The organism is Monashia sp. HAY1-11D, assembly GCF_056868035.1.
This window is the reverse complement of the sequence record NZ_CP200320.1, coordinates 2,990,704-3,013,287: the sequence shown is the minus strand read 5'-3', so window position 1 is coordinate 3,013,287 and position 22,584 is coordinate 2,990,704. Positions and strand designations below refer to the sequence as shown.

The following is a 22,584-nucleotide window of genomic DNA, read 5'->3' as shown; positions in this document are numbered from 1 at the left end:
CTCAATGGGTACCGTATCGGAACCAGATCAGGTAGAGCGACAGGGCCATCCCCCCGACGATCCCCACTCCGACCAGCCACGACGTGCCCAGCCAGTGGTCCGCGAGGGCCCCCAGGCCGCCGTAGACGAGGGGCCCCGTCAGCAGGTAGGCCACGGATCGCCAGGCCGAGTCGGCCTCGCGCCGGTTGACGGCGTTGACCCGCTCGCGCGCCTCCTCCTCCTGCTCCGCCGCGGTGGGCGGACGCGTCGGCTCCTCGGGCTCGGGACCGGGTGGCGGTGTCGGTGGGGTGCTCATGGTGACCTCCCTGCTCACGACTCATCACGCGGCTCCCGCGGCGGCGTCGAGGGGCGGTCTGCGGGGGCATCGGACGCGGCCTCGGACCCGTCGTCGGTCGTGGGGTCGAAGGCGAAGATGCGCAGGTGACGGTAGGCACGCATCTCGAAGAAGAGCCAGACGACGGCGCAGACGGTGACGGACACCCCGATGGCGTACCCCGAGGCCCACGTGACGTCGCGGAGGGCGAAGAGGGTGACGGCGAGGACGAGCACCTTGAAGGTGTAGGTCAGCATGACGACGACCATGACCATCGTGGGTGCGAGGTGGGCCGTGTAGCGCATCGCGAGCAGCGTCAGCGTGAAGAAGAAGACGACGAGGGCCGCCCCGATGGCGGCCGACCAGGCGGCCTTCGGGCTGGAGAACAGCCCGACGAGGACGCAGACGACACCGGCGACGAGGGTCGGGGGCAGCGACCCGCGCAGGAGCTGCGCGAACGCATCGGACTGTGATGCGGTGCGGGCCGGGGTGGTGCTCACGGTGGACCTGCCTGGTGCGTCTGGTCGGCGGGGGCGAGTGGGCTGCGAACGGGCGCTTGGTGCTCGATCGCCGTGTGGGGCAAGGCGATCCGCGGCCCGGGGAGCGTCCTTCTCAGACTCCCCTCAGGTGCTTGTGAATGCTATCACAAGCGTTCGGAGGGCCTCCACCGCGGGAGCCAGACCGTGAGCACGACACCGGCGACGGCGGCCGCGCCGACGACGACGAGCGGTCGCCAGCCGTCCCAGATGACGAACGAGACGGACCCGAGGGCGACGATCGCGGCCCACAGGTAGAGGATGAGCACGGCCCGGCGGTGGCCGTGACCGATGCGCAGCATGCGGTGGTGCAGGTGCATCGCGTCGGCGTGCCAGGGCCGCTGGCCGGCGCGGGTCCTCCGGACGATGGCGAGGACCATGTCGAGCAGCGGCAGGAGGAGCACCGCGAGGGGCACGATGATCGGCAGGAACGCCGCCGTCACCTCGTTGCCGCTGACCTGCCCGGGGTCGACGTTGCCCGTCAGCGCGATCGTCGCCGCCGAGAGGAGCAGGCCCAGCGTCAGGGCCCCGGAGTCGCCCATGAACAGGCGCGCCGGGTGGAAGTTGTGCGGCAGGAAGCCGGCGCACACGCCCACGAGCGCCGCCGAGATGAACGTCGCCGTGGAGAAGACGTTCGCCGGCACGAACGAGCGGGACACGATGTAGCTGTACATGAAGAACGCGAGCGCGGCGATGCCGACGACACCCGCGGCCAGGCCGTCCAGGCCGTCGATGAAGTTGACCGCGTTGGTCCACACCATGACGACGATGACGGTGAAGAGCACGAGCACGGGAGTCGGCAGGATCGTCGTCCCGAAGATCGGCAGCGACAGCAGCTGCACCCCGGTGTAGGCCATGAGGCCTGCCGCGAGGATCTGCCCCGCGAGCTTGGTGATCCAGTCCAGCTCGCGGATGTCGTCGAAGGCCCCGAGGAGACAGACGATCCCGCCGGCCACGACGACGCCGATGATCTGCTTCGTCGAGAAGAGCGTGCCGAGGTAGGGCAGCGCCCGCGCCACGAGCGCCGCCGCGACGAACCCGATGTAGATGCCCACTCCCCCGAGCCGCGGGATCGGCGTCGTGTGGACGTCGCGCGACCGGACGGCCGTGAAGGCGCCCGTCGCGACCGCGAGGCTGCGCACGAAGGGTGTGGCGACGTACGTGACCGCCGCGGCCACGATGAGGACGAGGACGTACTCGTGCACCTACCGACCCTCGCTCGGGCGCCGACCGCGGACGGTCAGCGCGGGTAGGCGGGGAAGCGCGTCACGAGGTCGGTGACCTCGGCACGGACCTCCTTGCTCACCGGGTGGTCCGGGTCGGCGTCGCCCTGGGTCACCGACGTGTGGATCAGGCGGGCGATGGTCTTCATCTCCTCCAGGCCCATGCCCTGGGTCGTCACCGACGGCGTCCCGACGCGGATGCCCGAGGCGATGTTCGGCTTCTGCGGGTCGAAGGGGATGGCGTTCTTGTTCAGGACGATGCCGGCCGCGTCGGCGCGAGCCTCGGCGTCCCTGCCGGTGACGCCGATGCCCTGCAGGTCGAGCAGCGACAGGTGCGTGTCGGTGCCGCCGGTCGTGGGACGGATGCCGACGTCCTTGAGGCTCTGCGCGAGCTGCTTGCTGTTGGCGATGACGTCCTGGGCGTACTGGGCGTACTCGGGGCTCGCGGCCTCCTTGAAGTTGACCGCCTTGGCCGCGATGGTGTGCATCTGCGGACCGCCCTGCATCATCGGGAACACCGCCTTGTCCAGGGCCGCCGCGTGCTCGGCCTTGCACACCAGCGCACCCGAGCGCGGGCCGCGCAGCACCTTGTGCGTCGTGAAGGTGACGACGTCGGCGTAGGGCACCGGCGACGGGATCGCCTTGCCGGCCACGAGCCCGATGAAGTGGGCCGCGTCGACCCAGAGGATGGCCCCGACCTCGTCGGCGATGGCGCGGAAGCGCTCGAAGTCGATGAGGCGCGGGATGGCCGAGCCGCCCGCGCAGATGACCTTGGGGCGGTGCTCCTTGGCCAGGCGCTCGACCTCGTCGTAGTCGATGTCCTCGGTCTCCTTGTCGACGCCGTACGGGACGGCGTCGAACCACTTGCCGGAGAAGGAGACCTTGGCGCCGTGGGTGAGGTGGCCGCCCATCGGCAGGGCCATCGCGAGAAGGGTGTCGCCGGGCTTCATGAACGCCCCGTACACGGCCTGGTTGGCGGAGGCGCCGGAGTGCGCCTGGACGTTGGCGTGGTCGGCGCCGAACAGCTCCTTGGCCCGCTCGATGGCGATCGTCTCGGCCTTGTCGACCTCGGCGCACCCGCCGTAGTAGCGACGCCCCGGGTAGCCCTCGGCGTACTTGTTCGACAGCGTCGAGCCGAGCGCGGTCAGGACCGCGGGCGAGCTGATGTTCTCGCTCGCGATGAGCTGCAGGCCGCCGCGGATGCGGTCCAGCTCGGACAGGAGCACCCCCGCGATGTCCGGGTCGAAGGACTGGAGGGCGCCGAAGTCGGAGCCGTAGAACGTCGTGTCGTCAGCCATGGGGCATCTCCGGAGGGTGCGGGTTTCGGTGCGGGTTTCGGTGCGGGTTTCCGTGCGGGGCACTGGTGCGAGCGCGGACCAACTCTATGCCGTCGAGCCGTGGGCGGCGGCACCGCGTCCGTGCTGGGTGGGGTCGGCGCTCGGGTCCGGCGTGGGGTCGGGCGGCACCTCGCCGACGGGCTCGCCGGCGTCCGGGGCGTCGGCCGTGTCGGCGTCGGGGACGTCCACGCTGGCGACGGCGTCGGTTCCTGCGTCGTCGGTGGGCGGCTCCTGGGGCAGGAGCGCCGCGTCGAGGTCGGCCTGCGGGATGGCGCCGAGGCGCAGGGTGACGGGGACCTCCCCCGTGCAGTCGACGATCGTCGAGGGAGCGCCGCCCTCGGTCGGGCCGCCGTCGAGGTAGACCGCCACGGACTCGCCGAGCATGGCCTGCGCCTCGTCGACCGACCGCGCCGCGGGGTCCCCGGTCGTGTTGGCGCTCGTGACGGCCATCGGTCCGATGTCGCCGAGCAGGTCGAGGGCGATCTCGTCGTCGGGCACGCGCAGGGCCACGGTGCCGTTCGTCTCGCCGAGGTCCCAGTGCAGCGACGTCTGGGCCTTGAGCACGACCGTGAGCGGACCGGGCCAGAACCGCTCCATGAGGCGGTTGGCGTAGTCGGGCACCTGGGTGGCCAGCCCCTGCGCGGTCCGGGCCGTCGGGATGAGCACCGGCGGCGGCATGTCGCGCCCGCGGCCCTTCGCGGCGAGCACGGAGGCCACGGCGTTGGCGTCGAAGGCGTCGCAGCCGATGCCGTAGACGGTGTCGGTCGGCAGGACCACGACCTCGCCGCGTCGCACGGCCGCCGCGGCGGCGGGGATGCCCTCGGCGCGGCCGTCGGGGTCGGTGCAGTCGTAGCGCTCGCTCACCCGGCAGAGCCTAGTCGCGGCACCGACGCGGACCGCGACGTGTCCCGTGCGCGCGGGCGGCGCGTTCGGACCGCGCGCCCGGGCGTCGGGCCGAGCGGCCGGAGCGAACCGGCGAGACCCGCCCGGACGAAGCCGAACGTCGTGTGGATCCGGCCGCCCGACCCAGCGGAGTGGGTCGCGCTCGGTGCGGGGCTGACGCGTCAGGCGGGTCAGACGCGTCAGGCGCGGCGGGCGGTGGTGACCCGGGGCCGGCCGGCGAGGTCCTCGTGGTCGGTGACCTCGACCCAGAGCCCGGTGCGCGTCAGCCGTTCGGGGAGGCTGATCCCCTGCGAGTCGGCGTGCTCGACGAGCAGCAGGCCACCGGGGCGCAGCAGGTCGGCGGCCCGGCGTGCGACGGCGAGCGGGATGGCCAGCCCGTCCTCGCTACCGCCGTACAGCGCGAGAGCGGGGTCGTGGTCGCGGACCTCGGGGTCGAGCGGCACCTGGCCGAGCGGGATGTAGGGCGGGTTGACGGTGACGACGTCGACCCCGCCCTCCCAGTCGCACAGGCACGGGCCCGAGGCGTCGCCCCGGACGAGGTCGACATCGAGACCGAGCCGGTCCCGGTTGGCCACCGACCAGGCGTGCGCCTCCGGTGACAGCTCGACGGCCCGCACGGCGACGGCGGGCCGTTCGTCCTTGACGGCGAGCGGGATGGCGCCCGACCCCGAGCAGAGGTCGACGACCCGAACGACTCGTTCGGTCCCGGACGCGTCGGCAGGGCCCGGACGCGTCGGTGCACCGGCGCTTTCGGCACCGAACGACTCGTTCGGTGCGGGAGCGGGAGGAGGAGCGGGAGGAGGAGGAGGAGAAGGAGGAGGGGCGGTGGCGAGGAGGAGACGGTCGATCTCGGCGAGCGCGAGCTCGACGAGCACCTCGGTCTCGGGGCGAGGGACGAACACGCCCGGCCCGACGGACAGCGTCAGCCGGCGGAAGTGCGCGCGGCCGGTGAGGTGCTGCAGCGGCACCCGCGCGGCCCGCTCCTCGACGAGCCGCTCGAACGCGTCGGGCAGCCTCGTGCCGCCGAGGACCATCTGCCGGCGCACCTCGCCCGTGTCGAGCCCGAGCACGTGGGCGGCGAGCTCGAGCGCGTCGGCCTCGGGCGAGGGCACCCCCGCGTCCGCGAGCGCCTGCGCCGCGGCCCGGACGCCGGTGCGCAGGTCGGTCACCCTCCGGACCCCTCGGCGAGGGCGGCGAGCTTGGCGGCCTCGTCGGCGTCGAGGGCGGACTGCACGACCGGGTCGAGGTCGCCGTCGAGAACGGCGTCGAGGTTGTAGGCCTTGAAACCGGTGCGGTGGTCGGAGATGCGGTTCTCAGGGAAGTTGTACGTGCGGATGCGCTCGCTGCGGTCGACCGTGCGCACCTGCGAGCGTCGCGCCGCGGACGCCTCGGCGTCGGCGGCGTCCTGCGCGACCTGGTGCAGCCGCGCCCGCAGGACGCGCATGGCGGCCTCCTTGTTCTGCAGCTGCGACTTCTCGTTCTGGCAGGACACGACGAGGCCGGTGGGCAGGTGCGTGATGCGCACGGCCGAGTCGGTCGTGTTGACGCTCTGGCCGCCCGGGCCGCTCGACCGGTAGACGTCGATGCGCAGGTCGTTCGGATCGACGCTCACCTCGACCTCCTCGGCCTCGGGCATGACGAGGACGCCGGCCGCGGAGGTGTGGATGCGGCCCTGGCTCTCGGTCACGGGGACCCGCTGGACGCGGTGGACGCCGCCCTCGTACTTGAGCCGCGCCCACGGCCCCTCCCCGAGGCCGGGGGTACCCCTGGTCCTGATCGAGACGCGGACGTCCTTGTAGCCGCCGAGGTCGCTCTCGGTGGCATCCTCGACCGCGGTGCGCCAGCCCCGCCGCTCGGCGTAGCGCAGGTACATGCGCAGCAGGTCGCCGGCGAACAGCGCCGACTCGTCGCCGCCCTCCCCCGCCTTGACCTCGAGGATGACGTCGCGGTCGTCGTCGGGGTCGCGGGGCACGAGCATCCGGCGCAGGTGCTCCTCGGCCTCGGCGAGGACCGCCTCGAGCGCCGGGACCTCGTCGGCGAAGCCGGGGTCCTCGGCCGCGAGCTCGCGCGCGGCATCGAGGTCGTCACGGGCCGACCGCCACGCGCGCGCCGCTGCGACGGTCGGGGCGAGGGCCGCGTAGCGCTTGTTCAGCGTCCGGACGAGGTCCTGGTCGGTGTGCACGCCGGGGTCGGCGAGGCGGGTCTCGAGGTCGGCGTACTCGTCGAGGACGGACTGCACGGAGTCGAGCACCGGGCTCTCCTGCCTGGTCGGTGGCGTGGGCTCTGAAGGGCCGAGGACGACGAACGCCGGCCCCGGCGACGGACGTCGCGGGGCCGGCGTGCGGGAGACCTACTTGGCGGCCTTCTTGCCGTACCGGGCCTCGAACCGGGCCACGCGGCCACCGGTGTCGAGGATCTTCTGCTTGCCCGTGTAGAACGGGTGGCACTGGGAGCACACGTCGGCCGAGATCTGGCCGGAGGTCGCGGTGCTGCGGGTCGTGAACGTGTTGCCACAGGTGCAGGTGACCGTGGTCTCCACGTAGGTGGGGTGAAGGTCCTTCTTCACAATCGTCTCCTCGAGGTTGTCGGCCGGGTCGGTGTCCTCGCTCGCCACCCTGGTGGGTCGCTCTGCCGTGAACCGGTCCGAAGCAAGAGTGTGCCAGAAGGGCACACGTCCTCCCAAACGCGTGCCGGGCGGTCGGCATTCCCGCCGTGGCGGTGCCTCCGGGGCAGTACCGACGCGGTGCCGACGCGGTGCCGACGCGGTGCCGACGCGATGCCGACGCGATGCCGACGCGATGCCGACGGAGTGCCGCGGGGCCGCCGGGATGCCGGCGTCAGGCGTCCGCGAGGACGTCGAGGTGCGCGGGCTGGGCGACCGGCAGGACCACCTGCATCGTCGTGCCCTCCCCCTCGACCGAGGCGATGACGAGCTCGCCGCCGTGTCCCTCGACGATGGCGCGCACGATGGCCAGGCCCAGGCCCGTGCCCGGGATGGCGGCGGCGGTCGCGTTGCCGGCGCGGAAGAACCGCTCGGACAGCCGGGCGAGGTCGGCCGCCGGGATGCCGATGCCGGTGTCGCGCACGGACACGATCGTCGAGTCGCCGGCCCGCTCGGCCGACAGGACCACCTGCCCGCCCTCGGGCGTGAACTTCACGGCGTTCGAGCCGAGGTTGATGAGGGCGCGCTCGAGCTGGCCACGGTCGACGTGCACGACGAGGTCCTGCGCCACGGCGTGGCAGACGAGCTCGACACCGCCCGCGACCGCGACCGGCTCCATCGTCTCGGCCACGGTGGCGAGCAGGTCGGCGACCGCGACGTCCTCGGCCACGGACTGCAGGCCGCTCGCCTCGATCTTGTTGAGGACCAGCAGGTCCTCGATGAGGCCACGCAGGCGCGTGGCGTTGCGCCCGATGATCTCCAGGGCCACGTGCTGGCCCTGGCTGACGTCACCGAAGTCGCCGTCGGTGAGCAGCTCGAGGTAGCCGGAGATCGACGTCAGGGGCGTGCGCAGCTCGTGGCTGATGGTGGCCATGAAGTCGGTCTTCTGCCGGTCGAGCTCGGTGAGGCGGCGGACCTGCTCCTCCTGCATGAGCGTCAGGCGCAGGGTGATGATCGACTGGGCGGCGATGGCGGCGCACTGCTGTGCCGCCTGGATCTCGTGCCGGTGCCAGCGGCGCGGCCCGTCGACCATCATGATCGCGATGATGCCGAGGCCGCGGCCCCCGGTGCCGACGGGAAGCATGAGCAGCGACCGCGCGCCCGTGGCCCGGTGGAAGGCGCGGGCGCGCTCGTCCTGGTAGGCCTCGTGCGCGAGGAGGTCGCCGAGGTCGAAGAAGCCGGCATCGCGGCGCAGCTCGTCGTTGACGGTCCCGATCTGCTGGGCGAGCGAGCGCGGCAGCGGGGGCAGGTCCGGCAGGTCACCGGCGCACCACTGGAGACGGTCCTCGATGCTCTGCCCGTCGTCGGCCAGGGTGTAGAGCAGGACGCGGTCCGCCCCGAGCCCGACGCCGAGGCGGGCGCACACCCGCTGGAGCGCCTCGGTGACATCGCTCGCCGCGCGGACCCGGCGCCCGACGTCGAGGACGAGCCCTGCATCTCGAGGACGGCCGCCTGCTGGTCGACGAGCCGGGCGTTGGCGCGGGTCAGGTCGTTGAAGTCGCGCGCGAGCATCCGCACCTCGAGCGCGCCCTCCTCCTGGTTGGCCATGGCGATGACGTCGTCCTCGGCCTGGCGGCGCACGACCTCGCGCAGCCGGGCGATGGGCCGCCCCACCGCGCGGTCCATGCCGAACCCCGCCGCGACGAGGAGGAGGACGACGACGACGGTGACGCCGATGAGGACGTCGGAGGCGAGGCTCGTGCCGTTGCGGGAGTCGATGCGCGCCTCGTTGCGGTCACCGAGCACCTGGACCCCGAGGGCGGTGCTGGCGCCCAGGAACGTCGAGTAGGCGCCCTCCACGACGGCCTGGGTGGCAGGTGGCACCCCTGCCCCGGCTCCCCGGACGGCCTCGGCGCGCTCGACCTCCTGGAACCACCGGGTGGCCGCCTGGCGCTGCGCGGCGGCGAGGCGCTCGTACCCGGCGACGTCCTCCCGGGGCAGCTCCGGCTGGCGGATGGCCTCGAGGAGACGGTCGAGGTCGGCCTGGACCGTCGAACGGTAGCCGTCGGCCGGCAGGGTCGGCGGGCGGCCGACGGCGGCCAGCTGCCACGCGCCGTGCGCCTGGGTCATCGACAGGACGACGTCGTTGTTGGCGTCGTTGGCCGGCTCGAACACGAGGGTGAGTGCCCGGACCGACTGGCTCTGCATCTGGATCGTCACGACGGACACCACCGCGCCGGCCGTGACCAGCGCGACGATGATGCCGACGAAGATCCGGATCTGCGTGCCGACGGAGCTGCGCGTGAAGGGCCGCAGCCCGACGTTCACGCGGGACCCTCGTCGAAGCCCGTCCGCGTCATGACGCCCCAGACGTGCTTCTTGCCGCGCAGGCTCGCCCACCAGCCCTCAAGCCGCCACCAGACGGTCGCCTGGCGGTAGCCGACGTTCTCGAGGACCGACGCGACGACCGTGAGGCCGAGCGCCTGCCACCGGTCCTGCTTGTGGAAGGCCCACTCGTCGACGAGCATGGCCGCGAGCGTGACGAGAACCGCGTAGCCGTAGGCGAGGACGAGGAACAGGAGCGCGAACGGGATGTCGACGACCCCGAGCAGCAGTGCCAGCGGGACGATGACGATCCCGAAGAGCTCGAGCAGCGGCGCGAACAGCTCGAAGAGCCAGTAGTAGGGCAGGGCCACCCAGCCGACGCGTCCGTACCTGGGGCGGAAGAGCATCGAGCGGTAGGCCCAGAGGGTCTCCCAGAGGCCCCGGTGCCACCGACGCCGCTGGTTGCGCAGCACCTTCGCGGTGACCGGGACCTCGGTCCAGGACACCGGCTCCGGCACGAACTCGATGCGGTAGTCGCGCCCCTCGTCGCGCAGGCGCTTGTGGATGCGCATGACGAGCTCGAAGTCCTCACCGATGCTGTCCGGGTCGAGGCCGCCGACCTCGACGACGACGTCGCGACGGAAGAGCCCGAACGCCCCGCTGATGAGGATGAGGGAGCCCAGCCGCGACCAGCCGGTGCGGCCGAGCAGGAAGGCGCGCAGGTACTCGACGAGCTGGATGCGCGGCAGCCACGTCTGCGGCATCTCGACCCGCACGATGCGGCCGGCGATGACGCGGCTGCCGTTGACCGGGCGGATGGCGCCCCCCGTGGCGACCATGCGCGTCGGGTCGTCGGCGAAGGGGCGCGTGACGTGGAGCAGGCCGTCGGGCTCGAGGACGGAGTCGCCGTCGATCATCGCGACGAGCGGCTCGGTGGCGGCGTTGATCGCGACGTTGATGGCCTCGGAGCGGCCGGAGTTCTCCTTGCGGACGACGACGAGGCGGGTGCGGCCGTCGCGCGGCACGTGGACGCCGAGGATGCGCGCCCGGATCGGCACCTCGTGGGGCAGGACCCGGGGCACCTCGACGAGGTCGAACGCCTCCCGGAGGCGCTCGAAGGTGGCGTCCGTGCTGCCGTCGTCGACGACGACGACCTCGTGCCGCGGGTAGCGCAGCGTGAGGAACGACTTGACCGCCGTGACGATGCCGGCCTCCTCGTTGTAGGCCGGCACGAGGAGCGAGACGCCCGGTGCCAGGCCCGCGCCCTGCCACTCCACGGCCGTCGCGCGTCGGCGCTCCTGGGCCCGGAACTCGAGGTAGGCCAAGGCGATCAGGACGACGAGCGAGGTGTTGATGAGGAGGAAGTAGACGAGGATCGGGATGCTCGTGACGTCCATGAGCCAGACGACGGCCGAGCGCACGCCCTCGACGACGCCGGTCACGCCGACGCCCGCTGGAGCTCGGCCACGGTGCGGGCGGCGCGGACCGGCGGGGTGTCCTCCCGGCCGGCGAGCGCGGCGTGGCCGTCCGTGCCGAGCCCGATCAGCGCGGAGGCCGCGATCTCGGCCAGGCGCGGGTCGGGGTCGTCGAGCAACGTGGCGAGCACCGGCACGGCGGCTGCCTCGCCGAGGTCACCGAGCGCCGCGGCGCAGGCCCGGCGCAGGGACAGCGGCTCGTCACCGGCCACGTGGCGCGCGAGCACGGCGACGTCCTCGTCGCGGCCGAGGCGGCCGATCGCGGTCGCGCACGTCTCGCGGACGGTGAGGTCGGGGTCGGTCGCGAGCAGCCGGCGCAGCGCCGGCAGGCCCCGGGTGAAGCTGCGGTCGCCGGTGACGTGGGCGGCGACCATGCGGGTCCGCGCGGCGTCGTCCTCGAAGGCGGCGCCGAGGACGCCCGAGATGCCGACGCCCATCGACTGCAGCGTCTCGGCCGACGTGCTGGCGGGGATGCCGCCGTTGTCGGCGCCGGTGGCCGCGAGAACCGCAGCGGCTGCCGACGCGTCGCCGATGAGGCCGAGCCCGTAGGCGGCGCTGTTGCGCACCTGGACCGTGCTGTCGCCGAGGGCCTCGACGAGGAGCGGCACCGCGTCGGGGCCGCCGGCGAGGCCGAGCATCTGGGCCGCCTTGGCCCGGCGGACGAGCGAGCGGTGGCCCAGGTCGGCCTTGGCGCGCTCGACGGCGCCGTGGGCGGTGAGCACCTGCACGAGCTGCTCGGCGGGCAGGCCGCGGATCTTCGTCAGCAGGTCGACGACGACCTCGTCCAGGACGTCGCGGGTGACGCCGGTGGCCCAGGTCAGCTGCTCGGTGGCCGAGCCGTCGTCGTCCTCGCCGGACGCGACGACGATGAGCGGCCTGCGCAGGGGCGCGAGGAGCATCTCGTCGCGCTTCTGGCGGCCCAGCCGGCGCGACCGGACGGCGACGACGACGAGGACGAGGACCAGGCAGGTGGCCAGGACCGCGATCGTGGCGCCGAGCAGCAGGTGGGCGCCGATGGTCACCACGAGTGCGCCCTCACCGGGCCCGGGCGAGCATGCCGTTGACGCGATGGAGCAGCTCGCGGGGGCTGAACGGCTTGATGACGTAGTCGTCGGCACCCACCGCGAACCCGGTGTCGACGTCGGAGTCCCGGGACTTCGCGCTGAGCAGCAGCACCGGGACACCGGGGTGGTCGCTCTCGCGGATCTTGCGGAGCACGTCGATGCCGGACAGGCCCGGCATCATGACGTCGAGCACGACGAGCTGGGGCGGGTCGGCCTCGAAGGACTCCCACGCGGACGCGCCGTCCGGGACCGCCTCCACGGCGTAGCCGGCCTGGACGAGCTTGAACTCGACGAGGTCTCGGATGTCGGCGTCGTCGTCGGCGACGAGGACGCGAACCGGTCCGTCGCTGGCGAAGACGTGGTCGCCGGCAGGCGCGGTCATGGCACTCCATCGGTGGGGCTGGTGGGTCGATCCAGTTTACGAACATTTCGGACAGTTCCGACTCGAAACGCCGAGGTTCGGACGATGCGAGAGGGGCGGGACCGCGGTCGCGGTCCCGCCCCTCTCGGTGCCGGCGTCGGGTGAACGCCTCAGGCGTCGTCGTCGAGCCGGCTGCCGCTGGTCTGCTGCACCTGCACGAGGAACTCGTAGTTCGTCTTCGTCTTGCGCAGGCGGTCGACGAGCAGCTCGATGGCCTGCTGGGCGTCGAGGCCGCCGAGGACCCGACGCAGCTTCCACATGATCTTCAGCTCCTCGCTCGCGAGGAGGATCTCCTCACGCCGGGTGCCCGAGGCGTTGATGTCCACGGCCGGGAAGATGCGGCGGTTGGCCAGCTGCCGGTCGAGTTTGAGCTCCATGTTGCCGGTGCCCTTGAACTCCTCGAAGATCACCTCGTCCATCTTCGAGCCCGTCTCGACGAGCGCGGTGGCGAGGATCGTCAGCGAGCCGCCGTTCTCGATGTTGCGAGCCGCGCCGAAGAACTTCTTCGGCGGGTAGAGCGCAGCCGAGTCGACGCCGCCGGACAGGATCCGGCCGCTCGCCGGCGCGGCGAGGTTGTAGGCCCGGCCCAGCTTGGTGATCGAGTCGAGCAGGACGACGACGTCGTGGCCGAGCTCGACGAGTCGCTTGGCCCGCTCGATGGCGAGCTCGGCAACCGTCGTGTGGTCCTCCGCGGGCCGGTCGAAGGTCGAGGCGATGACCTCGCCCTTGACGGCGCGCTGCATCTCGGTGACCTCCTCCGGACGCTCGTCGACGAGGACGACCATGAGGTGGCACTCGGGGTTGTTCGTCGTGATGGCGTTGGCGATGGCCTGCATGACCATCGTCTTGCCGGCCTTGGCCGGCGCGACGATGAGCCCGCGCTGGCCCTTGCCGATGGGGGCGACGAGGTCGATGATGCGCGTCGTCAGCTGGCCCGGCTCGGTCTCGAGCCGCAGGCGCTGCTGCGGGTAGAGCGGCGTCAGCTTGCCGAACTCGACGCGCTTGGCGGCGTCGTCGGCACCGGCGCCGTTGATGCTGTCCAGGCGGACCAGCGCGTTGTACTTCTGCCGGCCGACGTTGCCCTGCGGCTGCTCGCCCTCGCGCAGCGCCTTGACCGACGTAGACGTCGTTCGGGCCGGCGAGGTAGCCGGACGTGCGGACGAACGCGTAGTTGTCGAGGACGTCGAGGATGCCGGCCACGGGCACGAGGACGTCGTCGTCGCCGACCTGCAGGTCGGTCTCGACCCAGTCCTGGCCACCTTCGCGGCCCCGGCCCCGCTTGCGGTCACGGTTGCGCTGCCGGTTGCGGCTGCGGCGGCCGCCGCGATCGTCGTCGTCGATCCGGTTCTGGTCGCGGTTCTGGTCCCGGTTCTGGTCGCGGTTCTGGTCCCGGTTCTGCTCGCGGTTCTGGTCGCGGCTCTGGTCCCGGTTCTGCTCGCGGTTCTGCTCCCGGTTCTGGTCCCGGTTCTGGTCCCGGTTCTGAGTCCCGCGGTTCGGGCGGTCACCCTGGCGCTCGTTCTGGCGGCCGTCACGTGCCTCGCGCACCGCGGCGTCCGCACGCTCGTCACGGTCCGTGCGGTCGGTGCGGTCGCCACGGTCCGTCCGGTCGGCACGGTCCGCGCGGTCGGTGCGCTCGGAACGCTCGGAACGCTCGGAACGCTCGGAACGCTCGGCACGCTCGGCACGGTCGGCACGCTCGGTGCGCGCGCCAGCGCCCCGGTCCTCACGACGCTCGCGGGAGGAGTCGCCGCCCTCGGAGGTGGGCGTCCGATCGCCCGCCGACGCCGGCGCGCTCGCCGCGGCCGAGGCGTCGGGCTCGAGCGCCGTGCCCGCCGGACGACTGGCCCGACGCGACGTGCGGACGCGGGCCGCGCCGCCCTGCTCGCCCGCGACGTCCGTGGGCGCAGATCGGGTCTCGGCCTCGACGGCGGCGCTCGACGCGCCCGAACCGTCGGACGGCGCAGAACCGGTCGCCGGCGCGGAACCGGCGGCCGGCGCGGACGAGCCGCCGGACTGACGGGCCCGGATGGCCTCGACGAGGTCGCTCTTGCGCATCCTCCCGGTGCCCTTGATGCCCATGGAGGACGCGACGCCCTTGAGCTCGTCCAGCTTCATCGCGGACAGGCCCGACACCGGGCGGGTGGTGGTTTCTGACACGAAGGATCCTTCCCCCTCGTTTGCGACCCGGGACGAACTCCCACGGGTCGGACTTGGGCCAGTGCTGGCCTGAAGGTGGTCCACGACGGCGCACGGCGCCGTGAGGCGGTGGAGAGGGCCTCGGCGTGGGGGTGATACACCGGCCTGCGAAGCTCGCGGCGTGTGGTGCACCCGCAGGATACCATCCGACCCCCTCGCGGGTGGGACGGACCTGACGTCCTCGCCGTGCGCCGGGAGCGAGCGGCCTGCTCGTCGCGGCCGCGGCTCAGAGCGCGGAGACGACGGCCCCGGTCGCGGGCACGCCGGGGGCCAGGCGGCGCCAGCCGACGCATCCCGGCGGGACCTGCACGTCGGCGCTCCGCGCGCGGGTCGTCAGGACGAGGACGCTCGGCCCCGCACCCGACACCACCGCGGCCTGGCCCCGGGCGCGCAGCACGTCGACGACGGCCATCGTGTCGGGGTACGAGGACCGCCGGGCCTCCTGGTGCAGCCAGTCGCGCGTGGCCGCGTGCAGGTGTGACGGCTCGGTGGTCAGGGCGTGGACGAGGAGCGCAGCGCGTCCCGCGCCCGCTGCGGCGTCGCGCAGCGGCACCACGTCGGGCAGCACCGAGCGCGCGGTGCGCGTCGCGAGCTGGGTGTCGGGGACGAGCACGACGACCTCGACGTCGGGGTGCAGGACCGGGCGCGCGGTGACCGTGCGCTCACCGCGGTCGGCGCCGGTGCCGTCGGGCATCCAGCTGACGGTGAGCCCGCCGAAGACGCTCGCGGAGGCGTTGTCGGGGTGCCCCTCGAGCCGGCTGGCGATGTCGTCGGCGAGGTCGAGGTCGACCGGCACGTCCGCCCCCGGCTCGGGCCATCCGTCGGTCCGGTACGAGGCGGCGGCATCCGCGTCCCAGCCCGCATCCGGCCCTGAAAGTGCTTGTGCGGCAACGACTCCCGCGACGATAGCGGTTGCCGAGGAGCCCAGACCGCGCCCGTGCGGCACGCCGTTGCGTGCGGTCAGGGTCAGTCCCGCGGGGGCCTCGACGCCGAGTCGGTCCCACGTGTGGCGCATCGCGGCGTGCACGAGGTGGCTCTCGTCGGTGGGCACGTCCCCGGCGGCCTCGCCGGCCACCGTGATGACCAGCCCCGGCGTGTCCGCCGTCGTGACGACGTACTCGTCCCAGATGCCGAGGGCGAGCCCGATCGAGTCGAACCCGGGGCCGAGGTTGGCGCTGCTCGCCGGCACGCGGACGCGCACCGAACGTCGAGCGGCGACACGCCTCACGCGTCAGTCCTCGAGGCTGAGCGCCCGCGCCGCGCTCACCGCGTCGACCGGGACCCGGACCGGGGTCACGTCGCCACCGTCGGCGGTGCGCAGCGCCCACTGCGGGTCCTTGAGGCCGTGACCGGTGACGGTGCAGACGATGCGCGCCCCAGGGGGGACGAGGCCGGCCTCGTGGCAGGCCAGCAGGCCGGCGACTGACGCGGCGGAACCGGGCTCGACGAAGACGCCCTCCTGCGCCGACAGGAACCGGTGCGCGAGGAGAATCTGCTCGTCGGTGACGGCGTCGATGCGACCGCCGGACTCGTCACGGGCCGTGAGGGCCTGCTCCCACGAGGCCGGGTTGCCGATGCGGATCGCCGTCGCGATGGTCTCGGGCTCGTCGACCGGGTGGCCGAGGACGATCGGCGCGGCCCCGGCCGCCTGGAAGCCCCACATGACGGGCAGGTGGGTCGCCGGCCCGGCGGGGGCGTCGGTGACGGGCGTGGCGAGGTACTCGCGGTAGCCCTTCCAGTACGCCGTGATGTTGCCGGCGTTGCCGACCGGCAGGCAGTGGATGTCGGGCGCGTCACCGAGGGCGTCGACGACCTCGAACGAGGCCGTCTTCTGGCCCTCGATGCGGGCCGGGTTGACGGAGTTGACGAGCTCGACCGGGTAGGCCTCGGCGAGCTTGCGCGCGAGGTTGAGGCAGTCGTCGAAGTTGCCGTCGACCTGCAGCAGGGTCGCGCCGTGGGCGATGGCCTGGCTCAGCTTGCCCATGGCGATCTTGCCCTCGGGCACGAGAACGCCGCACGCCATGCCGGCCTTGGTCGCGTACGCCGCGGCGGACGCGCTCGTGTTGCCGGTGCTGGCGCAGATGACGGCCTTCGCACCCTTCTTGGCGGCGAGGCTGATCGCCGCGGTCATGCCGCGGTCCTTGAACGAGCCGGTGGGGTTGAGCCCCTCGTACTTGAGGTGCACCTCGGCCCCGACCCGCTCCGACAGCTTCTCCGCCGGGATGAGCGGCGTGCCGCCCTCGCGAAGCGTCACGACCGGTGCGCCCTCGAGCATCGGCAGCCGGTCGGCGTACTCGGGGATGACACCCCGCCACTGGTGAGCCATCAGGAACCTTCCACGCGCATGACGGAGTTGACGCCACGGACGACCTCGAGCGTGCGCAGCGCCTCGACCGTGGCCGACAGCGCCGCGTCGCTCGCGGTGTGGGTGACGATGATGAGGGTGGCCCGGGCGCCCTGGCCGTCCTCGTCGCGGACGAGCTGCTGCCGGACGGTCTCGATGGACACGTCGTGGTCGGCGAACGCCGCGGCGACCTGGGCGAGGACGCCGGAGCGGTCGGCCACCTCGAGACTGATGTGGTACCGGGTCTGGGCCTGGCCCATGGGCAGGACCGGCAGCTCGGCGTAGCTCGACTCGCCCGGCCCGAGGCCCCCGCCGACACGGTGCCGGGCCACGGCGACGATGTCGCCGAGGACGGCCGAGGCGGTGGGGTCGCCGCCGGCGCCCTTGCCGTAGAACATGAGCTGCCCCGCGGCGTCGGCCTCGACGAACACGGCGTTGAAGGCCTCGCGGACGCCGGCGAGCGGATGGGTGCGCGGGATCATCGCCGGGTGGACCCGGACGCTGACGCCGGCGTCCCCGCGCTCGCAGATCGCGAGCAGCTTGACGACGGCGTCCATCTCGCGGGCCGCCGCGACGTCGGCGGCGGTGACCTCGGTGATGCCCTCTCGGTGCACGTCCGTGCCGGCCACGCGGGTGTGGAAGGCGAGCGAGGCGAGGATGGCGGCCTTGGCCGCGGCGTCGAAACCCTCGACGTCGGCGGTGGGGTCGGCCTCGGCGTAGCCGAGGGACTGCGCCTGCTCGACGGCGTCCGCGAACCCGGCACCGGTCGTGTCCATCTTGTCGAGCACGTAGTTGGTCGTGCCGTTGACGATGCCGAGCACCTTGGTCACCTCGTCACCCGCGAGCGACTCGCGCAGCGGGCGCAGCAGCGGGATGGCACCGGCGACGGCGGCCTCGTAGTACAGGTCGACGCCGTGCCGGGCGGCCGCGGCGTAGAGCGTCGGCCCATCCTCGGCAAGGAGCGCCTTGTTGGCCGTGACGACGGAGGCGCCGTGCTCCATGGCGCGCAGGATGAGCGAGCGTGCCGGCTCGATGCCGCCGATGACCTCGACGACGACGTCCGCCCGCGTGACGAGGCCCTCCGCGTCGGTCGTGAACAGGCCCGGGTCCACGCCGAGGTCGGACCGGTCGCGGCCGCCCCGGCGCACGGCGATGCCGGCGATCTCGAGCGGCGCGCCGACCCGCGCGGCCATGTCGTCGGCGTGCTCGACGAGCAGGCGCGCGACGGCGCCACCGACGACGCCGGCCCCGAGGAGGGCGACGCGCAACGGCTTCCGGTCACTCACAGCGCGCTCCACGGTGCGAATCCTGCCGTCCGTCCGGCCCCCGGCCGGCCATTGTTTCGCGATCCGGACATGCGCGAGACAGGATCTGCGGCTCCATCAGACATCGAGCGCGAGCAGGTCGTCGACGGTCTCGCGCCGGACGATCAGGCGGGCGAGGCCGTCGCGGACGGCGACGACGGGCGGCCGCGGCGTGTGGTTGTACTGGCTCGACAGCGAGCGGCAGTAGGCGCCCGTGCAGGGCACGGCGACGAGGTCGCCGGCCGCGACGTCGGCCGGCAGGAACTCGTCCTTGACGACGATGTCGCCGCTCTCGCAGTGCTTGCCGACCACCCGGGCGAGGACCGGCGCGGCGGTGGACGCCCGGCCGGCGAGCGTGCACGAGTAGTTGGCGTCGTAGAGGGCGGTGCGCACGTTGTCGCTCATCCCGCCGTCGACCGAGACGTAGACGCGCTGGGCGCCGCCGTCGAGGTCGACGGGCTTGACGGTCCCCACCTCGTACAGCGTGAAGGTGCTCGGGCCGGCGATGGCACGCCCGGGCTCGATCGAGATGCGTGGAACGGCGACGCCGTCGGCACGGCACTCGCGCTCGACGATCTCGGCCATGCCCGCCGCGAGGTGCTTGGGCGGCAGCGGGTCGTGCTCGGTCGTGTAGGCGATGCCGAAGCCGCCACCGAGGTCCAGCTCGGGCAGCTCGACGCCGAGCTCGCGGGCGACCTGCGTGTGCAGCCCGAGGATGCGTCGGGCCGACACCTCGAAGCCCGACGTGTCGAAGATCTGGGAGCCGATGTGGCTGTGCAGGCCGAGCAGCCGGAGGCGGTCGGGCCGCCCGAGGATGCGGCGGACCGCCTCGAAGGCCTGGCCGCCCGAGAGCGACAGGCCGAACTTCTGGTCCTCGTGGGCCGTCGCGATGAACTCGTGCGTGTGGGCCTCGACACCGACCGTGACCCGGACGAGGACCGGGGCCACCACGCCGAGCTCGGCGGCCACCCCGGCCACCCGCTCGATCTCGTCGAAGGAGTCGACCACGATGCGCCCGACGCCGTACTCGAGGGCCTGGCGGATCTCGGCGAGGCTCTTGTTGTTGCCGTGCAGGCCGATCCGCTCCCCCGGCACTCCGGCCCGCATGGCGACGGCGAGCTCGCCACCGGTGCAGACGTCGAGGTGCAGACCCTCGTCGTGGATCCATCGCGCGACCTCGGTGCACAGGAACGCCTTGCCGGCGTAGTAGACGTCGGCACCACCGCACAGGTCGTCGAAGACCTCCGCGTACGTCTGCTTGAACTCCCTTGCGCGCGAACGGAAGTCGTCCTCGTCGATGACGTAGGCGGGAGTGCCGAAGTCGCGGGCGAGGTCGACGACCGAGACGCCGCCGACCGTGAGCGCGCCGTCACCTCCCCTGCCGACCGACGAGGCCCACAGCGACGGCACCAGCGCGTTGATGTCGACGGGGGTCTGGAGCCACGCCGGCCCTCGGTAGCCCTCGGCGTGGAGCGCTCCGGCTTCGTGTGCGCGCATTCCTACATCCTCTCGGGGGCCGCCGCTGCGAGGCGGCCGAGTCCATTGCGCAAGACGACGCGAGCGGCGTCGGCGAGCGCGAGTCTGGCCCCGTGGACCGGCTCCACGGGTGCCCCCACGGCGAGCGGCCGCGTCGGGTGGTCCCACTCGTCGGCGAGTCGCCCCAGCTCGACGAGTGCGCGGACCTGGGCGGCCGGGTCGCCGCGGTGGTGCTCGAGCCGCTGGGGCAGGTCGGCGAGGGCGACGAGCAGGTGCCGCTCCGTGACGTGGGTCAGGGTCTCGAGGCGCGTCGACGGGCGGACCTGCACGCCGGCGGCCTCGGCGTTGCGGACGAGCCGGCACAGCCGGGCATGGGACAGCTGGACCCCGCGGAGCGGGTCCCGCGTCCCGCGCTCCCCCGGCCGCTCGGTCCGGTCGACGTGCGCCGTCCCGTGCGGGCAGGCGTAGGTGTCGGCCTCGCGCCGGACGACTTCGATGATCGCCGCGCGGTCGGCGTCCTCGAGCGTGATGGCGATGAGGCCCGTGGGCGCCACCTCGACGGCCGACACCGGGCGCTGCTCCGTCAGGCCCCGGGCCAGGACGCGTGCGAGGTCACGGGGCGCGAGGTCCAGGCGCGGACCCCACCGCTGGGCGACGGGGGTGACCCAGTCGGCGACGACGCCGGCGGCGCGCGGGTCCGTGGGCCGGAACAGCGGCCCGACTGGTGGTCCGGCCTCGGCCTCGTCGGGCAGCTCGCCGGTGCGCGCGGCCCGCGTCGCCACGCCGCACAGGAGGGCGCGCAGCTGCTCCGGCGTCATGGCGCCGAGTCTACGAGCCGGTGGCGAGGCGTCCTCGGCCGCCCGACGCTGACGGAGGCCGGACGGCACGAGGCCCCGAGACGGCGTTGCGCGCTGTCTCGGGGCCTCGTCCCGGCTGGTGCCCCCGGCAGGATTCGAACCTGCGCTCCCGCCTCCGGAGGGCGGTGCTCTATCCCCTGAGCTACGGGGGCGTGCACTTTCGTGCGCCCGGTGAGAGTAGCAGCCCGGCCGGACCATCCGTGAATCGCGTCGGCCCTCGCTCAGGGCCGCGGCGCGATGTCGGCACGACGGTCGAGCGAGAGGTCGACGGGGCGGTTCTCCTCGACCCAGGCGTCTATCCGTTCCCACCACGTGAAGAGCCAGTCGATGCGCTCCTCGCGCCCGGCCGGCACAGCCTCGGCAGGCACCCGCCACCACCGCATGATGATCTGCTTGTCCATCGGCAGCTCGCGCCAGACGTCCCGGACGGTGACGAGGTGGTCGAGCCCCGTGTGCGCCACGAAGACGACGTCCGCCGTGGGTGCCGCGTCGAGCGCGGCGATGACACCGCCCGGTCGCGGCGGAAGGACGTTGGTCATGTGCTCGGCGCGGGCCGCCATGTCCGCGTGACCCTTTCGGCGCAGCGTCTCGATGGACCGCGCCCGGCGCGCGGGGCTGAAGTTGCCCCCTTCCGGGAAGATGACGAAGGCGTCGTCGTCGTCGAGCCCGGTGGCGAGCTCGGCGATCTCGCGTTCCACCGCCTCGCTGTCACGCGAGGACCGCGGGTTCGGTGAGATGAACCGGGCCGGGAGCCGGTGCAGGACCAGACCGATGGCCGGGTCCAGCGCCATGGTGTCCTTGAGGACGACCCGGGGCTCGCGCCCGTACCAGCGCTGGAGCGCGTAGACGACGGTGAACGAGTCGGCGGGACCCGCGTGCCGGCACAGCACGAGCACCGGCCCGGGCGCCGTCTGGTCCGGCGCCTCGCCCTCGCGGACCACACGCAGCCGCAGCACCCGGCGGGCCTCGCGGAACATGACGACGAGATAGGTGCGCACGAGCGCGTAGTGGGCCCGTTCGAACATCGGACGCCGGATCGCCCAGCCGAGTCCCGAGGCGACCCAGAGGTCGAGCATGACGAGGATCAGGACCGCCTCGAGGAGCACGTGGACCAGCGCGATCCAGAGGAGCCGCAGCGGCCGCCGTCGGCCGGGGACCAGGGGCGACAGCGCCCCGGCGAGCACGAGCGCCAGCGGCAGGGCCACGACGGCAGCACCGGCCAGCGCCAGGAGCACCACGGCGAAGACCAGACGACGCACGGCCCCGAGCGCCCCGTGGAGCCAGGGCCGGATCACCGCCCTCGCCGGTCCTCGGCGTCGCCGGGCCGGCCCGGGGTCGGGAACGCGCCCAGCGCGTCGAGGTAGGCGCCCGCCGAGCGGTGCGCGGCCTCGATGCGTCCGCGCACGAGCGAGAAGTCGCGGTACGTGCGCACGGTGTCCACCTCGTCGGCGGCGGCGCCGGTCGGCAGGACGTGCACCTCGACGTCGTCGGGGACCTCGGCGAGCTCGCGCACGAAACGGTGCCGACGGGCGATCTCGAACGAGACCCGCGCGACGTGCCAGGGCCGCGTGGGCACCTCGAGCGGGCGGTCGACGCGGCCGACCTGCAGGACGAAGACCCGCCGCGCCCCGAGCCCCACGGCCCGCCCCAGGGGGATCGAGTTGACGATGCCCCCGTCGAGGTAGTGCTGGCCGTCGACGAGGGCGGGCGGCAGCAGGCCCGGCACCGCTGCGGACGCGACGACGGCGTCGACGACCCGCCCACCCGTGAACCAGTGCTCCGAGGCCCGCTCGACCGACGCGGCACAGCACTGGAAGCGGACGGCGAGGTCCTCGAACGTGCGGTCGCCGAGCTCCTCGGCGATGCGGTCCCGCAACGGACGCGCCGAGTGCAGGTGGGTCCCCGTCCGGATGGCTCGCCGGAGCTGCCGCACGGCCCGGTCGCCGTAGACCTCCCGGCCCTCAGCGGCGCTCTGCCACAGGGCGTGGAGACGGTCGGCCACACGGGGCGTCGGGTCGGCCGCGACGAGGGCGCCGTTGATCGCGCCGACCGACGTGCCGACGACGAGGTCGGGGACGATGCCGCGTTCGAGCAGGGCCCGGAGCATCCCCACCTCGACGGCACCGAGCAGCCCGCCCCCGCCGAGGACGAACGCCGTGCCGTGCGCAGCCACGCTGTGACGCTACCCCGGTCCGGGCCTGGCTTGCG

Annotated in this window: 19 protein-coding genes, 1 tRNA gene and 1 pseudogene; all 21 read right to left on the bottom strand. The window is 73.2% G+C overall.

Annotated elements, in window-relative coordinates:
- Position 1 precedes the first annotated feature (1 nt).
- The 21 genes and pseudogenes from AC1VM9_RS13910 to AC1VM9_RS13810 all read right to left on the bottom strand — a co-directional run bounded on the left by AC1VM9_RS13910 (position 2) and on the right by AC1VM9_RS13810 (position 22,549).
- Positions 2-295 (bottom strand): hypothetical protein, encoded by a 294-nt coding sequence (locus AC1VM9_RS13910; RefSeq protein ID WP_481339296.1) that lies wholly within the window; start codon positions 293-295, stop codon positions 2-4.
- A 14-nt stretch (positions 296-309) separates the two neighbouring features.
- On the bottom strand, positions 310-813 hold the full coding sequence (locus AC1VM9_RS13905; RefSeq protein WP_483123041.1) for a Cg1360 family ATP-synthase-associated protein: 504 nt from the start codon (positions 811-813) through the stop codon (positions 310-312).
- 143 nt (positions 814-956) lie between these two features.
- Positions 957-2,054, bottom strand: coding sequence for a glycosyltransferase family 4 protein (locus AC1VM9_RS13900; RefSeq protein WP_481339292.1), 1,098 nt, complete (start codon positions 2,052-2,054; stop codon positions 957-959).
- Positions 2,055-2,089: 35 nt separating this feature from the next.
- Positions 2,090-3,370 (bottom strand): serine hydroxymethyltransferase, encoded by a 1,281-nt coding sequence (locus AC1VM9_RS13895; RefSeq protein ID WP_483123040.1) that lies wholly within the window; start codon positions 3,368-3,370, stop codon positions 2,090-2,092.
- An 84-nt stretch (positions 3,371-3,454) separates the two neighbouring features.
- Positions 3,455-4,273: an L-threonylcarbamoyladenylate synthase gene (locus AC1VM9_RS13890; RefSeq protein WP_483123039.1), complete on the bottom strand. Its 819-nt coding sequence runs from the start codon at positions 4,271-4,273 to the stop codon at positions 3,455-3,457.
- A 218-nt stretch (positions 4,274-4,491) separates the two neighbouring features.
- Entirely contained in the window at positions 4,492-5,481 is a 990-nt protein-coding gene (locus AC1VM9_RS13885) for a N5-glutamine methyltransferase family protein (protein WP_481347246.1), read from the bottom strand.
- Positions 5,478-6,563: a peptide chain release factor 1 gene (prfA, locus tag AC1VM9_RS13880; RefSeq protein ID WP_481347247.1), complete on the bottom strand. Its 1,086-nt coding sequence runs from the start codon at positions 6,561-6,563 to the stop codon at positions 5,478-5,480. The genes AC1VM9_RS13885 and prfA overlap by 4 nt, the downstream gene beginning before the upstream one ends.
- 99 nt (positions 6,564-6,662) lie before the next feature.
- A complete protein-coding gene (gene rpmE, locus AC1VM9_RS13875; protein ID WP_481339419.1) occupies positions 6,663-6,878 on the bottom strand; it encodes a 50S ribosomal protein L31 in 216 nt (71 codons plus the stop codon).
- A gap of 271 nt (positions 6,879-7,149) precedes the next feature.
- Positions 7,150-8,340, bottom strand: coding sequence for a sensor histidine kinase (locus AC1VM9_RS13870; protein WP_483123038.1), 1,191 nt, complete (start codon positions 8,338-8,340; stop codon positions 7,150-7,152).
- 898 nt (positions 8,341-9,238) lie between these two features.
- A complete protein-coding gene (locus tag AC1VM9_RS13865) occupies positions 9,239-10,681 on the bottom strand; it encodes a glycosyltransferase family 2 protein (RefSeq protein WP_481347249.1) in 1,443 nt (480 codons plus the stop codon).
- Positions 10,678-11,739 (bottom strand): HEAT repeat domain-containing protein, encoded by a 1,062-nt coding sequence (locus AC1VM9_RS13860; protein WP_481347250.1) that lies wholly within the window; start codon positions 11,737-11,739, stop codon positions 10,678-10,680. The genes AC1VM9_RS13865 and AC1VM9_RS13860 overlap by 4 nt, the downstream gene beginning before the upstream one ends.
- 10 nt (positions 11,740-11,749) lie before the next feature.
- Positions 11,750-12,160, bottom strand: coding sequence for a response regulator transcription factor (locus AC1VM9_RS13855; protein WP_481339274.1), 411 nt, complete (start codon positions 12,158-12,160; stop codon positions 11,750-11,752).
- 149 nt (positions 12,161-12,309) lie between these two features.
- A pseudogene (gene rho, locus AC1VM9_RS13850) lies at positions 12,310-14,314 on the bottom strand (transcription termination factor Rho).
- Positions 14,315-14,621: 307 nt separating this feature from the next.
- Positions 14,622-15,623, bottom strand: coding sequence for a homoserine kinase (locus AC1VM9_RS13845; RefSeq protein WP_481347499.1), 1,002 nt, complete (start codon positions 15,621-15,623; stop codon positions 14,622-14,624).
- Between the two features lie 3 nt (positions 15,624-15,626).
- Positions 15,627-16,721 carry a threonine synthase gene (gene thrC, locus AC1VM9_RS13840; protein ID WP_481343591.1) on the bottom strand — a complete coding sequence of 365 codons (1,095 nt, stop codon included), beginning with the start codon at positions 16,719-16,721 and terminating at the stop codon, positions 15,627-15,629.
- Positions 16,721-18,025 carry a homoserine dehydrogenase gene (locus AC1VM9_RS13835; RefSeq protein ID WP_481343590.1) on the bottom strand — a complete coding sequence of 435 codons (1,305 nt, stop codon included), beginning with the start codon at positions 18,023-18,025 and terminating at the stop codon, positions 16,721-16,723. The genes thrC and AC1VM9_RS13835 overlap by 1 nt, the downstream gene beginning before the upstream one ends.
- A 96-nt stretch (positions 18,026-18,121) precedes the next feature.
- Positions 18,122-19,540 (bottom strand): diaminopimelate decarboxylase, encoded by a 1,419-nt coding sequence (lysA, locus tag AC1VM9_RS13830; protein ID WP_481343589.1) that lies wholly within the window; start codon positions 19,538-19,540, stop codon positions 18,122-18,124.
- Between the two features lie 2 nt (positions 19,541-19,542).
- Positions 19,543-20,337, bottom strand: coding sequence for a DALR anticodon-binding domain-containing protein (locus AC1VM9_RS13825; protein WP_483123037.1), 795 nt, complete (start codon positions 20,335-20,337; stop codon positions 19,543-19,545).
- A gap of 116 nt (positions 20,338-20,453) precedes the next feature.
- A tRNA-Arg gene (locus AC1VM9_RS13820) sits at positions 20,454-20,528 on the bottom strand.
- A gap of 69 nt (positions 20,529-20,597) precedes the next feature.
- The gene (locus AC1VM9_RS13815; RefSeq protein ID WP_483123035.1) at positions 20,598-21,671 is read right to left on the bottom strand and encodes a 1-acyl-sn-glycerol-3-phosphate acyltransferase; all 1,074 of its coding nucleotides are present in this window, start codon (positions 21,669-21,671) and stop codon (positions 20,598-20,600) included.
- A complete protein-coding gene (locus AC1VM9_RS13810) occupies positions 21,668-22,549 on the bottom strand; it encodes a patatin-like phospholipase family protein (protein WP_481342943.1) in 882 nt (293 codons plus the stop codon). The genes AC1VM9_RS13815 and AC1VM9_RS13810 overlap by 4 nt, the downstream gene beginning before the upstream one ends.
- Positions 22,550-22,584: the final 35 nt, after the last annotated feature.